The sequence below is a fragment of the Pseudonocardia hierapolitana genome, assembly GCF_007994075.1.
GTDB classification, from domain to species: Bacteria; Actinomycetota; Actinomycetes; order Mycobacteriales; family Pseudonocardiaceae; genus Pseudonocardia; species Pseudonocardia hierapolitana.
The window spans coordinates 125,991-139,948 of the sequence record NZ_VIWU01000001.1; the positions used below are offsets into that span (position 1 = coordinate 125,991).

15 protein-coding genes and 1 riboswitch are annotated in these 13,958 nt (G+C 75.3%); of the genes, 2 read left to right on the forward strand and 13 right to left on the reverse strand.

Annotated elements, in window-relative coordinates; genetic code table 11:
* Window positions 1-12 precede the first annotated feature (12 nt).
* Entirely contained in the window at window positions 13-741 is a 729-nt protein-coding gene (locus FHX44_RS00590; protein ID WP_147253643.1) for an apurinic/apyrimidinic endonuclease family protein, read from the forward strand.
* 22 nt (window positions 742-763) lie between these two features.
* Here the strand turns inward: FHX44_RS00590 and FHX44_RS00595 are convergent, their stop codons facing one another.
* The 12 genes from FHX44_RS00595 to FHX44_RS00650 all read right to left on the reverse strand — a co-directional run bounded on the left by FHX44_RS00595 (window position 764) and on the right by FHX44_RS00650 (window position 11,539).
* On the reverse strand, window positions 764-1,351 hold the full coding sequence (locus FHX44_RS00595; protein WP_170308712.1) for a cyclodeaminase/cyclohydrolase family protein: 588 nt from the start codon (window positions 1,349-1,351) through the stop codon (window positions 764-766).
* 4 nt (window positions 1,352-1,355) lie between these two features.
* Window positions 1,356-2,585 (reverse strand): uroporphyrinogen-III C-methyltransferase, encoded by a 1,230-nt coding sequence (gene cobA, locus FHX44_RS00600; RefSeq protein WP_246170136.1) that lies wholly within the window; start codon window positions 2,583-2,585, stop codon window positions 1,356-1,358.
* A complete protein-coding gene (locus tag FHX44_RS00605) occupies window positions 2,585-3,466 on the reverse strand; it encodes a sirohydrochlorin chelatase (RefSeq protein ID WP_147253646.1) in 882 nt (293 codons plus the stop codon). Before FHX44_RS00605 ends, cobA begins: the two co-directional genes overlap by 1 nt.
* On the reverse strand, window positions 3,463-4,059 hold the full coding sequence (locus FHX44_RS00610) for a precorrin-8X methylmutase (RefSeq protein ID WP_147253647.1): 597 nt from the start codon (window positions 4,057-4,059) through the stop codon (window positions 3,463-3,465). The genes FHX44_RS00605 and FHX44_RS00610 overlap by 4 nt, the downstream gene beginning before the upstream one ends.
* Before the next feature lie 59 nt (window positions 4,060-4,118).
* A riboswitch (cobalamin riboswitch) is annotated at window positions 4,119-4,185 on the reverse strand.
* A gap of 221 nt (window positions 4,186-4,406) precedes the next feature.
* Window positions 4,407-5,615 carry an RNA polymerase sigma factor gene (locus FHX44_RS00615; RefSeq protein WP_147253648.1) on the reverse strand — a complete coding sequence of 403 codons (1,209 nt, stop codon included), beginning with the start codon at window positions 5,613-5,615 and terminating at the stop codon, window positions 4,407-4,409.
* Window positions 5,616-5,621: 6 nt separating this feature from the next.
* Window positions 5,622-5,975: a YciI family protein gene (locus FHX44_RS00620; protein WP_147253649.1), complete on the reverse strand. Its 354-nt coding sequence runs from the start codon at window positions 5,973-5,975 to the stop codon at window positions 5,622-5,624.
* A gap of 13 nt (window positions 5,976-5,988) precedes the next feature.
* The gene (locus tag FHX44_RS00625) at window positions 5,989-6,573 is read right to left on the reverse strand and encodes a dihydrofolate reductase family protein (protein ID WP_147253650.1); all 585 of its coding nucleotides are present in this window, start codon (window positions 6,571-6,573) and stop codon (window positions 5,989-5,991) included.
* A gap of 36 nt (window positions 6,574-6,609) precedes the next feature.
* A complete protein-coding gene (locus FHX44_RS00630; RefSeq protein ID WP_170308713.1) occupies window positions 6,610-7,023 on the reverse strand; it encodes a DUF6069 family protein in 414 nt (137 codons plus the stop codon).
* Window positions 7,024-7,241: 218 nt separating this feature from the next.
* Window positions 7,242-8,915, reverse strand: a complete 1,674-nt coding sequence (cobJ, locus tag FHX44_RS00635; protein ID WP_147253651.1) for a precorrin-3B C(17)-methyltransferase — start codon at window positions 8,913-8,915, stop codon at window positions 7,242-7,244.
* On the reverse strand, window positions 8,912-10,138 hold the full coding sequence (gene cbiE, locus FHX44_RS00640) for a precorrin-6y C5,15-methyltransferase (decarboxylating) subunit CbiE (protein ID WP_212612279.1): 1,227 nt from the start codon (window positions 10,136-10,138) through the stop codon (window positions 8,912-8,914). Before cbiE ends, cobJ begins: the two co-directional genes overlap by 4 nt.
* Window positions 10,135-10,920: a precorrin-4 C(11)-methyltransferase gene (cobM, locus tag FHX44_RS00645; RefSeq protein WP_246170137.1), complete on the reverse strand. Its 786-nt coding sequence runs from the start codon at window positions 10,918-10,920 to the stop codon at window positions 10,135-10,137. Before cobM ends, cbiE begins: the two co-directional genes overlap by 4 nt.
* An 82-nt stretch (window positions 10,921-11,002) precedes the next feature.
* Window positions 11,003-11,539, reverse strand: coding sequence for a TetR/AcrR family transcriptional regulator (locus FHX44_RS00650; protein ID WP_147253653.1), 537 nt, complete (start codon window positions 11,537-11,539; stop codon window positions 11,003-11,005).
* A gap of 84 nt (window positions 11,540-11,623) precedes the next feature.
* Here FHX44_RS00650 and FHX44_RS00655 point away from each other — a divergent pair, with 84 nt between their 5' ends.
* The gene (locus tag FHX44_RS00655; protein ID WP_147253654.1) at window positions 11,624-12,853 is read left to right on the forward strand and encodes an FAD-dependent monooxygenase; all 1,230 of its coding nucleotides are present in this window, start codon (window positions 11,624-11,626) and stop codon (window positions 12,851-12,853) included.
* A gap of 5 nt (window positions 12,854-12,858) precedes the next feature.
* Here the strand turns inward: FHX44_RS00655 and FHX44_RS00660 are convergent, their stop codons facing one another.
* Window positions 12,859-13,911, reverse strand: coding sequence for a patatin-like phospholipase family protein (locus FHX44_RS00660; RefSeq protein WP_147253655.1), 1,053 nt, complete (start codon window positions 13,909-13,911; stop codon window positions 12,859-12,861).
* Window positions 13,912-13,958: the final 47 nt, after the last annotated feature.

The window sequence follows — 13,958 nt, forward strand, 5'->3', positions numbered from 1 at the left end:
CACCACTCGACGGTGCTGCCGCTCTCCCCACTCGAGCTCGTCGCCGTCGCCCGCGAGGCCGGCTACGACTCGATCGGCGTCCGCGTCGCCTCGGCCGACGAGGCGGAGCCGTGGTGGCAGCGGGGCATCGGCTCGCCGATGCTCCCCGCGCTGGTCGACGCGCTGCTCGGGTCGCGGGTCACCGTGCTCGACGTCGGCCGGGTCGAGCTGGGCCCCGAGCTGCACAGCGTCGACTACGCCCATCCCTACCTGCGAGCCCTCGAGCTGGGAGCCCGGCTCGGGGCGCAGTTCGTCACCGCGCGGGCGACCGCGGGCCCGGGCCAGCGCGAGCACTTCGCCGCGCTCGCGGAGCTGGCGCACCGCTACGGCCTCCGGCCGCTGCTGCACGCCGTTCCCGGCACCGGGGCGCCGACCCTGCACCAGGCGCTGGACGTCGTCGGAACCAGCGGCGGGGGTGTCGTGCTCGACGTGCTGTCACAGGCCGGGCCGACCGCGGACGCCGTCGACCAGACGGTCGTGGAGCTCGGCGACCGGCTCGGCTACGTGCGGCTGCTCGTCGACGAACTCGAGCACGGCGCACCCACCCCCGGTCTGCTCGCGACGCTGCCGCCGCAGGTGCCGCTCGCGATCGGCACCGATCATCCCGGCCGTCTCGACCGGGACCACGCGGCACGGCTGCGGGCGGTGCTGGACACGGTCGACGGGCTGCTGCGCCATCCCCGGGCGTCCGACGGCGACTAGGAGCTGCGACTAGGAGCTGCGACTAGGAGCTGCGCCCGGCACCGCGGGTCAGCGCCGCCTCGGCGAGCGCGCGAGCGGAGGCCCCGATCTCCCGGGCCCGGTCCCGCTCCGCCGCCTCCGCGTCATCGACGACGTTCGCCGCGATCAGCTCGGCGGCGGTCGTCGCGGCCGCGGCGGCGAGATGGACGGCCGCGGCGGCGTCACCGTGCAGGTTGGGGTTGCCGCTGCGGGCGAGGTCGGCGGCGATCTCCGCCACCTCCCCCGCGAGCTCGGTGATCCGCGCGGGCACCTCGATCGTCCCGCGGCGGGCCGCGGCGATCGCCTCGGCGCGGCCGGGGTCGTCGCGCGGCAGGCGGGTGGCGGCGAGGTAGTCGCGGTAGGCCGCCGCGTCGGCGTCGGCGAGCGGGGTGACGGCGGCGCGCAGGTCGTCGGCCCGCTCGGCCGCTCGTTCGGCCTCGGCGCCGTTCGCGAACCGGGCCGCCATGCCCGTGAGCGCGGCCGCCAGCGCGGTGGTGAGCGCGGCCGCCCCACCCCCGCCGGGGGCCGGGGTACGCGCGGCCGCGGCGTCGAGCAGCTCCCGGACGGTCAGGTCGAGCAGGGACTCGGGCACGGGATCAGTGTTCCCGCGACGTGACCGGCTCATCGGCGAGGCCTGCCACCGGCCCGACGACGACCACCGCGGGCGGGTTGATCCCCTGCTCGCGCACCTCGTCGGCGACGGTGGCGAGCGTCGCGCGCAGCGTCCGCTGGATCCGCATGGTGCCGTCCTGCACCACGGCCACGGGCGTGTCCGCCGGGCGACCGCCCGCGATCAGCGCATCGGCGAACGCGCCGATCCGCTCCACCGCCATCATCAGCACGACCGTGCCGCGCAGCCGGGCGAGCGCGGCCCAGTCGACGAGGCTGCGCGGGTCGTCCGGGGCGACGTGCCCGGACACCACCACGATCTCGTGGGCGACCCCGCGGTGGCTGACCGGCACGTCGGCCACGGCCGGGGCGGCGAACGCGCTGGTCACGCCGGGGACCACGGTGACGGGCACCCCGGCCTCGGCACACGCGAGTGCCTCCTCGAAGCCGCGGCCGAAGACGTAGGGGTCCCCGCCCTTGAGGCGCACCACGAACTTGCCGGCGCGGGCGTGCTCGACGAGCAGCTCGTTGATCCGCGCCTGGTTCATCGCCCGGCCGTACGGGATCTTGGACGCGTCGATGACCTCGACCTGCGGGGCGAGCGTGTCGAGCAGATCCCGCGGGCCGAGGCGGTCGGTGACCACGACGTCGGCCCGCGACAGCAGCCGCCTGCCGCGCACGGTGATCAGGTCCGGGTCGCCCGGCCCGCCCCCGACCAGTGCCACGCCCGGCCGCACGGGCTCCGCCGCGTCGTCGACGACGCCCGCGTGCAGGGCCTCGACCAGGGCGGTGCGCACGGCGGCCGAGCGGCGGGGGTTGCGGCCGGCGAGGACGCCGACGGTGAGCCCGCCGTGCCGCCCGACCGCCGGGGTCACCGCGCTGCCCTGCGGGGCGTCGTCGGCGCGGACGCAGAACACCCGCCGCTCCTGCGCCTCCGCGCCCACCTGCGCGTTCACCGCCCGGTCGTCGGTGCAGGCGATCGCGTACCACGCGCCGTCCAGGTCGCCTGCCCGGAAGCCGCGCGCGGTCCAGCGGACCTCGCCCGCGGTGGCCATGGCCTCGACGGCCGGGGTGACCTCCGGCGCCACCACCTCGACGTCCGCCCCCGCCGCGAGCAGCCCGGCGAGCCGGCGCTGGGCGACGACCCCACCGCCCACCACGACCACGCGGCGGCCGGCCAGGTCGAGGCCGACGAGATAGGGATCCACGTGCGTCATCATCCCGCGATCACGTGCCCGTGGCCGTGCCCGTGCCCGTGTGAGGGGTCGTCCGGGTGGTGGTGCGGGGTCTGCGCGGCACCGAGCTTGTCCTCGAACCCGGGCAGCAGGACCCGGTAGGCGCAGGTGTCGCAGTTCATCCGGATGTCGCCGTGCAGCGCCTCGCGGTAGCGCTCCAGCACCAGCTCCGCGAGCTCGGCGCAGTCGCCGATGTGCCGGGCCACGCGCACGTCGAGGTCCGGGTGCTGCGCGGCGAACGCGCGGGCCTGGTCCCCCACCCGGCGCGGCAGCACCCCGTCGAACAGGAAGTACGGCGCCACCACGACCCGACGCGCGCCCAGCGCCTTGCAGCGGGCGAGCCCGCCCGGCACGTCCGGGCCGGTCAGGGAGACGAACGCAGGCTCGACGAAGTCGTACCCGCGGCCCTCCTGCAGCAGCCGCGCGACCTTGCAGATCTCGGCGTTCGCGTCGGGGTCGGTGGAGCCGCGGCCGACGAGCAGCACCGCCGTGTCCTGGGCGGGCGCCACCTCCGCGACGCGTGCCGCCACCACCTCCTGCAGCAGCGGGTGCGGTCCGAGCGGGCGGCCGAAGACGAACGCGGTGGCCGGGTCGCGCACGACCTCGCGCTGCAGGGCAGCCGGGATGTCGCCCTTCGCGTGACCGGCCGCGACCAGCACCATCGGCACGGCCGCCATCGTCGTGTTCCCGCGCGCGGACAGCTCCGTCCACGCCTCGTGGACGGTGGGCGCGGACAGCTCGATGAACCCGCCTGCCACGTCCACGTCGAGCAGACCGCGCACGCGGTCGGTGAACGCGACGAACTCCTCGACACCCGTCGCGTCGACCGTGCCGTGCCCGACGAGCAACAGGGGCGAGGTCATCGGACCACCTCCGCGTAAAGCAGCGCGTTGACGGCGGCGGCCGCGACGGCCGCCCCACCCCGCTCGCTGCGGTTGCTGACCGCGGGCAGCCCGGACGCGCGCAGCGCCGCCTTCGCGGCCACGGCCCCGACGAACCCGACCGGCAGCCCGACCACGAGCGGCGTACGCACCAGGCCGTCGGCGGCGCAGCGCACCAGCTCGTGGAGCGCGGTCGGCGCGTTCCCGATCGCCCACACCGCGCCGTCCGGGTGCTGCGCCACCGCGGCGCGGATCCCGGCCGCGGACCGGGTCGTCCCGGGCTCCGGGCCACCGGCCAGGTCGAGCGCCACCACGGCCGGCCGCGCGGTGATCCCGGCGGCCACCATCCGCACGTCCGTGACCAGCGGCGCCCCCGCGAGCAACGCCTCCCGCCCCGCGCGCAGGGCGTCCTCGCCGGCGACCAGGTCGCCGACCCACGTGGTGTCGGCGCTCGTGTGCACGACCCGCTCGACGACCGCGCGCGTGAGCGGCGGCAGATCGGAGGTGTCGAGCCTGCTGCGCAGGATCGCGTAGGACTCCTGCTCGATGGGATGCACGGCGGCGCGCGCGTTCACGAGTGCTCCTCCCCGGGTGTCCACGCCCGGACGGGGTCGGTGGTGGGTGTGCCGCGCGAGGTCTGGCTCACCGCGAGGATCGCGGGTCACAGTGGCGGGACCGCCCCGGGTTCGCACCGGGTTCCCGCGCAGCCGGCCGAGCCTAACCCGCCGCCCGCCGCCGCTCCCCCGCCGCGTGCCGGAGGTCGCACCCACGAGTCCACCGCAGCGACTCACGCTGCGAGCTGCGCGGCGATCTTCTCCAGGTCGTCGAGGGTGCCTGCGGCGACGGCCATGACCAGTTCGAAGACATCATCCTGCCGGCGATCGGGGGACTCCCGTCACCGACGGAACCGCGGTGATACCACTCAGCTCCACCGAGAACCCGGGTGCGACGCCAGACGCGCCCGTCGCGTCTCCAGGAAGGTGCGTTCCGTGTCGTTGGTGACCAGGGTGATCGCCTCGTCGTAGGCGGCGACGGCTTCGGCGGTGCGGCCGAGGCGGGCGAGCAGGTCCGCGCGGGTGGCGGGAAGCAGGTGGTAGCCGGGGAGGTCCAGCTCGTCGATGACGGCCAGTGCCGGCGCCGGTCCGTGCACCTCCGCGACGGCGACCGCGCGGTTGAGCGCCACGATCGGCGTGGGGGTGTGCTGCAGCAGCTGGTCGTAGAGCGCCAGCACCTGCGTCCAGTCGGTCGACGGCCCGTCGGTGTGCACGGCGTTGAGCGCGGCCTGCAACTGGTACGGCCCCGGCTGGTTGCGGCGCAGGCACCGCCGCACCAGCTCATGCCCCTCGGCGATCAGCTCCCGGTTCCACAGCGACCGGTCCTGGTCCGCGAGCACCACCAGTTCACCCGACGGCCCCACCCGCGCGGGCCGCCTGGCCTCGATGAGCAGGAGCAGCGCCAGCAGCCCGATCACCTCGGGCTCGTCGGGCACCAGCTCGGCGAGCGCCCTCGCCAGGCGGACGGCCTCCCGGCAGAGGTCGGTCCGCAGCAGGTCCCCCGAGGTGGACGTGTATCCCTCGTTGAAGATCAGGTAGAGCACGGTGAGCACCGAGGCCAGCCGATCCGGGAGGTCGGCGTCGTCGGGCACGCGGTAGGGGATGCCGGCGTCGCGGATCTTCTTCTTCGCCCGGACGATCCGCTGCGAGACGGTCACCTCCGGCACCAGGTATGCCCGCGCGATCTCCGCCACCTCCAGCCCGCCGAGCAGGCGCAGCGTGAGCGCGGTCTGCGCGAGCGGAGACAGCGCCGGATGGCAGCAGGTGAAGATCATGCGGAGCTGGTCGTCGCGCACCGGTCCCACCTCCTCCGGCTCGTCGGGTCGGTGCAGCAGCAGCGCCTGCGCGTGGCGGGCCTCCCGGGTGGACTCCCGGCGCAGGCGGTCGATTGCCCGGTTGCGGGCGGTGGTCACGATCCAGGCGCCCGGATTGGGCGGCAGCGCCTCGCCCCACTTCCGGACGGCCACCGCGAAGGCGTCCTGGACGGCCTCCTCGGCGAGCCCGATGTCACCGAGCAGGCGCGTCAGCGTGGCCACGCTCCGGCCGTACTCCGCCCGGTAGACGCCGTCCAGATCCATCCGCTCTCACGTCCACTGCGCGTCTTCGAAGGGGCGCACCTCGATCGGGCGCCTGCAGGCCAGCGCACACTTCTCGGCCCAGGCCAGCGCCTGGTCGATGTCGTCGCACTCGATCACCCAGAACCCGCCGAGCTGCTCCTTCGTCTCGGCGAACGGGCCGTCGGTCATCGTGGTCGTGCCGCCCGCGGGGAGGACGACCGTGGTGGCGTACGAGGGCCGCAGACCGCCGACGAACACCCACGTCCCGGCGGCCTGCATCTCGGCGGTGACCTGCGCCGTCCGGGCCAACTGCTCCCGCAGATCCTCGCCGGACTCGGGCGTGCCCTCGTCGACCTGGACGGCGAGCAGGTACTTCGCCATGGCGAGCTCCCTCTCAGCCGTGCAGGGTGGGCCGGTAGGTGAGCTCCTGGATGTTGCCGTCGAGCGTCCGGCTCTCGAGCAGCTCGAGGTCGAAGTCGGCCGCACCCCCGAAGATCGGTTCCACCCCGGTCCTACCGGTGATCACGGGGAAGATCGTCACCTGGACCCGGTCGACCAGGCCGGCGGCCATCAGCGCCCAGTTCAGCGACAGGCTGCCGTGCGAGCGCAACGGCACGTCGGACCCCTCCTTGAGCCGTGCGACCACCTCGACGGCGTCGCCGCTCTCGACGGTCGCGTCCGGCCAGTCCAGCGGCCCGTCCAACGTGGACGACACGACCGTGGCCGGCATGCTCCGCATCCGGGTGACCCACGGGTCACGCACCTCGGACTCCTCGGTGCTCGCAGCCAGCATCTGCACGAACTGCCGGAACGTGGTGGCCCCGAAGACCATCCGCTGCTCCGCCTCGAACGAGGCGAGGCGGTGGTCGAGCAGCTCGGGGCCCTGCTTGCCCCAGTAGCCGCCCCAGTCGCCGTCGCCCCCGTAGGAGCCGTAGCCGTCGAGGCTGCTGAAGATGTCGAAGGTGTAGGTGGCGCTCATGATGTCTCCTCGCGTGCGGTGGGTCGGCGGTGGTGGTCAGGACAGCCGGCGGGCGACGGCGGGGATCACGATCGCCGCTGCCACGACGTGGGTCAGCATCAGGAACACCTTCGTGGCGATGGTGGCGTCGACGAGCACGTCGGGCACGAAGGACAGCACGGTGAGTGCGACCGCGATGCGGATCCACGCGACGCGCGGGCTGCGGGCGAACCGGCGCAGCGCCGTCGCGATTCCGAGGCCGAGCACGGAGAAGATCACCGTCAGGACGGCGAACCCGGACGGCGGGATCGACGCACCGGAGACGGCCGTGCTGATGCCGACCGCCTGGCCGGCGGCGGCCACGACGGCGGTGGCGACCGCCGCGGCGACCGTCGCGGCGGAGCCGGCCAGCAGCAGCGAGCCGACGGTCGGGGCGGCGGGAGCGGTGATCGAGGCGGTGGTGCTGGACACGGGACCTCCGGTGGGTGCGGAGACCGGCGCGGATGCCGGTCCCTCACCATGGCCACGAACGAGGTCATCGCGATTCGACACGCCGCGGAATTCTTGCCAAGATTTTTTCCGGCCTGCGGCGAGCCGGCGCAGCGCTTCCGCCCACCTGCTCACGCCCGCGGCCGGTGCCCGTCCTGCTCAGCGTCGTCGCGGCATCACGCGTACCGCGGTGATGCCACTCAGCTCCAGCGGTAGCCGCGCGGCGTGACCATCCGCCCCGCCACCATCCGCGTCGCCGACGACCCGACGACCACGGTCGTGAGCATGTCCACCTCGGTCGGGTCGAACTCGGCCAGCGGCGCCGCCCACACCCGCTGCCCCGCCCGGCTCGCCTGCCGCACGGCACCCACCGGCGTCGACGGCGGGCGGTACGCCCGGAAGGCGTCCAACGCGGCGCCGAGCTGCCAGTGCCGATCGCGGCTGCGCGGGTTGTAGAAGCAGGTCACGAGGTCGGCCTCGGCCGCGGCCGCGATCCGCTTCTCGATCACCGGCCACGGGGTGTGCAGGTCCGACAGCGAGATCAGCACGTGGTCGTGCCCGAGCGGGGCGCCGAGCAGCGCGGCCGCCGCGAGCGAGGCCGTGACGCCGGGGACGCCGACGACCTCGATGTCGGCCCCGGCCTGCTGCAGCGCCGGGCTCGCCATCGCGTAGACACCGGCGTCGCCGGAGCCGATCAGCGCGACGGCGCGGCCCTTCGTGGCCAGCGCGACCGCATCGGCGGCGCGCTGCTCCTCGTCACCGAGGCCGCTCACGCGCACTTCGGTGCCGGGGCGCAGCAGGTGGCGGACCTGCTCGACGTACTGGTCCAGCCCCACCACCACGGACGCGCGGCGCAGCTCGGCCTCCGCACGCGGGACCCGCAGGTCGGCGGCGCCCGGCCCGAGCCCGATGATCGCCAGCCGCCCGCGGGGCCGGATCCGCGCGGCGGCGACCGTGACGTTCTCGCCCTTGACCTTCTCGACGACCAGCTCGACCGGCGCCCCGCCGCCCAGCTCGGCGGCGGCGTGCAGGGCGGCGGCCTCGGCGACGCTCGGCGTGCCGACCTCGGCACGCACCACCTCGCTCGGGTTGGGCACGGCGACCCCGGCGAGCACCTGTGCCGGGTAGGTCCGCAGCTCCGCGGGCGCGATCGCGGCGAGGATGCCGGCCTCGTCCGCCTTGAGGTCGACGCTCGCGTACGCCCGCACGGCGCGCAGGTCGAAGCCGTGCTCGGTCTCGATGCGCCGCACGGTGTCGGCGACGGCAGCCGCCGCCACGCCCCGCGCGGACCCGATGCCGAGGACCAGCGTCCGCGGCACGACCCGGGTGACGTCCGCCTCGAGGCGGTCGGTGACGACGATGCGGTGCCCCGGCCGTACCGCGGGATGCCGCGGTACGGGCGTGGGGGGAAGCGGGAAGGCCAGGGGGTTCTCGACCACCGCCGCGCCGTCCAGCAACGCACGACCGGCCGCCGCCGCGTCCCCGTCCACCACCGCGTCGAGGGCCGCGGCCATGTCCTGGATGCCGGTCGTCGCCGTGGCGTCGGAGGCCGTCGTGATCACCGGCTGGGCACCGAGCAGCGCGCCGACGCGCTCGGCGAGTGCGTTGGCACCGCCCTCGTGCCCGCCGGTGACGGCCACGGCGAAGCGGCGGGCCTCGTCGACGCAGACCACACCGGGGTCGGTCTGCTTGTCCGCCAGCAGCGGGGCGACGAGCCGCACGGTGGCGCCCGTGGCGAGGAAGAACACGGCGGCGTCGAGGCGTGGCCACAGCCGCTGCAGTTCGTCGAGCGGGTGCACCTGGGCGTCGAGCGCGGGGGCGACCTCGGCCGCGGCGCGCCGCCCGGCGTCGGTGACGGCGAACAGGGCGATCATCGGCTCGTCCCCCAGAGGATCGTGATCGGGTTGGTGGCGGCGAGCCGGACGGAGCCGTCCGGCAGGTCGGCGAAGCGGGACGCCGCGAGCTGCACGCCGTCCACGGCCAGGCCTGCGGCCTGCAGCGCGGCGCGGGTGGGCGCGATCCGGTCGAGCGCCGCGAGCGCCACGACGACGCGCTCCGGCCCGGCGGCCGCCGCGGCGGCGACCACGTCGGGACCGCCGCCTCCGACGAACACCGCGTCCGGGCGGGGCAGTCCGGCCAGTGCCGCCGGGGCCTCGCCGGCCACGACGCGGACGTCGACGCCGTGGGCGGCCGCGTTGGCGGCGACGCGCGCGGCGTCGTCGGTCCGCCGCTCGACGGCGAGCGCTGCAGCGCCGAGCCGTGCGCACTCGACGGCCACCGAGCCGGACCCGGCGCCGACGTCCCAGACGAGGGCACCGGGACGCGGGGCGAGCCGGGCCAGCGCGAGCGCCCGCACCTCGGCCTTGGTGACCATGCCGGCACGGTGGTCGAACGCGTCGTCGGGAAGCGCCCACCCGCCCGCGGGCGGGACGGGTTCTCCGCCTGCGTACCAGCCGCGGGCCGGCACCGCGTCCGGCTCGCGGAGGCTCAGCACGACCGTGAGCGGGTGCCACTCGCGGGCGGCGGCCTCGCCGGCGGGCAGCGTGACGAACCGCTCCCCGTGCCCACCCAGGTCCTCGGCGACCACGAGCGTGCGCGGCCAGCCCTCCAGCGCGGCCCCGATCTCCGCGGGCCCGGCCCCCGGCGCGGTGAGCACGGCGACGGCGGGCCGCGCGCGGCAGACGTTGACGGCCGGACGCAGGTCCCGCCCGTGCGCGCTGACGACGGTGACGTCGTCCCAGGAGCGGCCGATGCGCGCGAACAGCAGCTGCAGGCTGGAGCGCGCCGGGAGCACGACCGGCTCGTGCCCGCGCTCGCGCAGCAGCCGCACGATGCCGAAGAACCCCGGATCCCCGCTTGCGAGCACGACACCGCGCCGCCCGGCCAGCCGCTCCACCCCGGCGTCCACCGACCCCAACACAACCCGCTCCGCGGCGGTCGGTACCGGGACGGCCTCGAGATGCCGAGCGGCCCCCACGACGACCTCGGCACAGGCGAGTGCATCCCGTGCAGGCGCGGAAAGGGGCTCCCCGTCGATCCCGATCACGGCGAGCGTTTCCGACGAACGCGCCGTCCGTCGGTCGAGGGCAGGGCTCACGAGGATCGGCGCGCCCGCAGTTCGCGCCGGGCGGCCCGGTCCGGCTTGCGGAAGGTGTGGAAGTGGCCCGGGTGGTAGAGGTGGCTCCTCGTCCCCGCCGCGGCCAGGGCCGGGCCCACCAGGAACAGGGTGTGGCGCCACAGCTTGTTCTGCTTGCAGACGTGCTCGACCTCGTCGAGCCGGCAGCGCATGGTCAGCTCGTCGGGCCAGCTGGTGCGGTGGGCGACGACCACGGGGGTGTCGTCCGGGTAGCCGCCCGCCCGCAGCTCGGCCACCATCTGACCGGACCGCGCAGCGGACAGGAAGATCGCCATCGTGGTGCCGTGCCGGGCGAACTCCCGCAGCTTCTCCTTCGGCGGCATCGGCGTCTTGCCGCCTTCGAGCCGGGTGAGCACCACCGACTGCGCGACCTCGGGGATGGTCAGCTCCCGCCCGGCGACGGCGGCGGCCGCGCCGAACGCCGACACCCCGGGCACGATCTCCACCTCGAGCCCGAGGTCCTCGGCAGCGTCGTACTGCTCCTGCACCGCCCCCCACAGGGACGGGTCACCGGAGTGCACGCGCGCGACCTTCAGGCCATCGGCGGCGGCCCTCCGGTAGAGGGCGAGGACGTCCTCGTGCGCGATCTGCGAGGAGTCGACCAGCTCGGCGTCCGGCCGTGCGTGCTCGGTGACGCACTCGGCCATCACGAGGCTGGCCGCCCAGATCACGACGTCCGCCTCGGCGATCCGCCGCGCTCCCCGCAGCGTGATGAGGTCGGCCGCGCCCGGCCCGGCCCCCACGAATGACACCTTTCCGCGCTTCACGCCGGTCAGTCTGTGCCCCGGGGCGCCGCGGAGTCCATGCGGCTGCGACGTTGCGCACTCATCCCGGCCGCAGCGCCCGCGCCGCCGACGCGACCGCGGCCTCGGCGTAGCCGTCCAGGGGTTCGTCGCCCATCAGCACCACGCAGTCCTGCAGCCCGCCGAAGGCGATGATCGCCCGGACGCGGTCGGCAGGCACGTCGCTGCCGACCAGCAGCCGGTCCACCTCGAGCCGCCGGTAGAGCACCTGGGTGAGGGTGCCCAGCCGGGCGAGCACCGTGGGATCACGCAACACGCTCTGCAGCAGCTTGCGGTGCCGGTGACACAGTTCCAGGTACCGGCGCAGGATGGCGGCGGGATCGCCCGGCCCCACCTCGCGCACGTGGGCGAAGAAGGCCTCCAGCTCGTCGGTCAGCGGCCGGGCCAGCTCGGCGAGCAGCTCGTCCTTGGACGGGAAGTGGTAGTAGAGCGCGGCCTTGGTGATGCCGAGCCGCTCCGCGATCTGACGCAGGCTCGTCTGCTCGACCCCGTTCTCGGCGAACAGCTCCAGAGCGACGGCGCGGATGTCCTCCCGCGTGTCGGCGTTGCGGCGCGGCACGGCGCAAAGCCTACCGGTTATCTACTTGCCGCCCGGTCAGTTGTTCCTTACCGTGCGGCAAGTAGGCACATCGGAAGGAACCCCATGACCCGCACAGTCCTGATCTCCGGCGCGAGCATCGCCGGGCCGGCGCTCGCGTTCTGGCTGCACCGCCACGGCTTCCGGCCCGTCGTCGTCGAACGCGCCCCGGCCATCCGGGCAGGCGGCTACCCGATCGACGTCCGCGCGGGCGCGGTCGAGGTCGTCCAACGCATGGGTCTGCTGCCCGCCGTCCGGGAGGCACACGTCGACACCCAGCGGGGGAGGTTCGTCGACGCCCGCGGGCGGGTGATCGCCCGCATCACGCCGGACGAGTTCACGGGAAGCCCGGAGGGCCGCGACGTCGAGCTCCCCCGCGGCGACCTCGCGCGCCTGCTCCACCAGCGGACCCGCGACGACGTCGAGTACCTGTTCGACGACACGATCACCGGGCTCGACCAGCGCGAGAACGGCGTGCACGTGACGTTCGGGAAGGCGTCGCCACGCACGGTCGACCTCGTGATCGGGGCCGACGGGCTCCACTCGACGGTCCGCGCGCTCGCATTCGGGCCGGAGAGCGACTACCGGCACGACCTCGGATTCGCCTTCGCCGGGTTCTCCCTCGACCCCGCCGCGGTCGCCGGCCGGAAGCTGGAGCAGGAGTTCGTCGCGCACAACACGCCGGGACGGATGGCCGCCGTCTACGCCGTGCGCGGGCAGCAGCGGCTCACCGGGATGCTCGCCTTCTCCACGCCGCCCGGGTTCGCGGTCGATCCCCGTGACCTCGCTGGCCAGCGCGACGTCGTGGCCGCGGCGTTCCGCGCAGGCGGGTGGGAGGTGCCCGGGCTGGTCGCCGCCATGCGGACCGCGGAGGACTTCTTCTTCGACACCGTGAGCCAGATCCGGATGCCGCGCTGGAGCACCGGACGGGTCGCGCTGGTCGGCGATGCGGCCCACGCCCCGGCGCTGCTGTCCGGCCAGGGCACCAGCCTCGCCCTGATCGGGGCCTACGTGCTCGCGGGCGAGCTCGCCGCGGCGGAGGGTGACCCCGCGGCCGCGTTCGCCGCCTACGAGCGGGCCCTGCGCCCGTTCGTCGAACGCAACCAGCAGCTCGCGACGTCCGGCGGCGCCACCTTGATCCCCCGGACCCGCACGGCCCTCTGGCTGCGCAACCGCGTGCTCGCCGTGCTCCCCCACCTCGGCCCGGCGAAGCGGCTGTTCACGGGCCGCGTCGACGAAGCGGCGCGCTCCTTCCCCCTCCCCGACTACCCGAGCCCGGTCGCCGACGTCGCGTGACCCGCTCAGGCGGCCGTGCTGCGGCCCGCCACCACCGCGGCGTCCAGCGCCCGGGCCGACGTCGAGAGGGCCGTGTCCAGCACCTGGAGGCGGCGGCGCGGGTTCATCAGGTTGCCGCCCATCGCCTGCAGGTCCGCAGGCCCCGGGGTCAGCACGGTGACGCGCGTGCCCAGCTCACGAACGGCCCGCACCTCCGCGTCGAGCCAGCGGGTGAGCAGCCGGCGCACCCGCCGCTCGACCACCGCGACCGGGTCGGCCGGGCGGTCGTAGTCGTAGCTCGCCATCGGCGCGAGGACGTACACCTCGTCCAGCACCGGCGCGCCCGGCCGCGCGAGCAGCGCGAGCGACGTGGCCGAGGCGACGCCGCCGTCGACGTAGCGGCGTCCCGCGATCACCTGCGGCGCGAACCAGCCCGGAATCGCGCACGAGGCGAGCACGGCGTCGGCCACGGACGCGGCCGGAGCGCCCGCACGCCCGAACACCACCCGGCGCCCCGAGTCGTAGTCGACGGCCACCACCCACAGCGGGTTGCCGGGCACCCAGCCGTCCGCCTGCGCCCCGCCGCGCGCCTGGAGTGCGTCGACCATCCGCACGAGCGAGGTCATCCGCCGCCGCCCCAGCGGCAGCAGGCCGGACGCGGCCACCACGGGGTTCATCCGGCACGGCGAGACGGCGGCCACGGCGAGCAGCCGGGGCGACCCGGGCCGCGGCAGCGGCACCGGAGGCCTGCCGTCGCCGGACTCACGTTCGATCGTGCGCAGCTCGGGCAGCTCGTCGGGCCTGCGGTCGGGAACGGCGGCCGGATCGGCACCGCGCTGGTGGGCGAGCAGCTCCGGTACGTCCATGCCGCACCGCAACGCCGCCCCGAGAACCGCGCCCGCGCTGGTACCGAGCACGAGATCGAGCTCGCCCGGCGGCCGGCCGAGGCGCTCGGCGAGGAGGGTGAGCACACCCGCCGTCCAGGCCGATCCGAGCAGGCCACCTGCGCCGAGCACGAGCCCGATCCGGGGTGCGTGGCGCCGGCGGGAGCGGGAGCGAGGCATGATCGTGTCCGGCACGGCGACCTCCCCGTCGAGCGTCGGTTACTGAACGGTAGCAATTGGCC

Bases quoted from the DNA above. Each gene is read 5' to 3' on its own strand.
- cobA (WP_246170136.1), bottom strand. From the start codon at position 2,585: ATGACGCACGTGGATCCCTATCTCGTCGGCCTCGACCTGGCCGGCCGC.
- cobJ (WP_147253651.1), bottom strand. From the start codon at position 8,915: ATGATCGCCCTGTTCGCCGTCACCGACGCCGGGCGGCGCGCCGCGGCC.
- FHX44_RS00625 (WP_147253650.1), bottom strand. From the start codon at position 6,573: ATGAGCGCCACCTACACCTTCGACATCTTCAGCAGCCTCGACGGCTAC.
- FHX44_RS00615 (WP_147253648.1), bottom strand. From the start codon at position 5,615: ATGGATCTGGACGGCGTCTACCGGGCGGAGTACGGCCGGAGCGTGGCC.
- FHX44_RS00620 (WP_147253649.1), bottom strand. From the start codon at position 5,975: ATGGCGAAGTACCTGCTCGCCGTCCAGGTCGACGAGGGCACGCCCGAG.
- FHX44_RS00605 (WP_147253646.1), bottom strand. From the start codon at position 3,466: ATGACCTCGCCCCTGTTGCTCGTCGGGCACGGCACGGTCGACGCGACG.
- FHX44_RS00655 (WP_147253654.1), top strand. From the start codon at position 11,624: ATGACCCGCACAGTCCTGATCTCCGGCGCGAGCATCGCCGGGCCGGCG.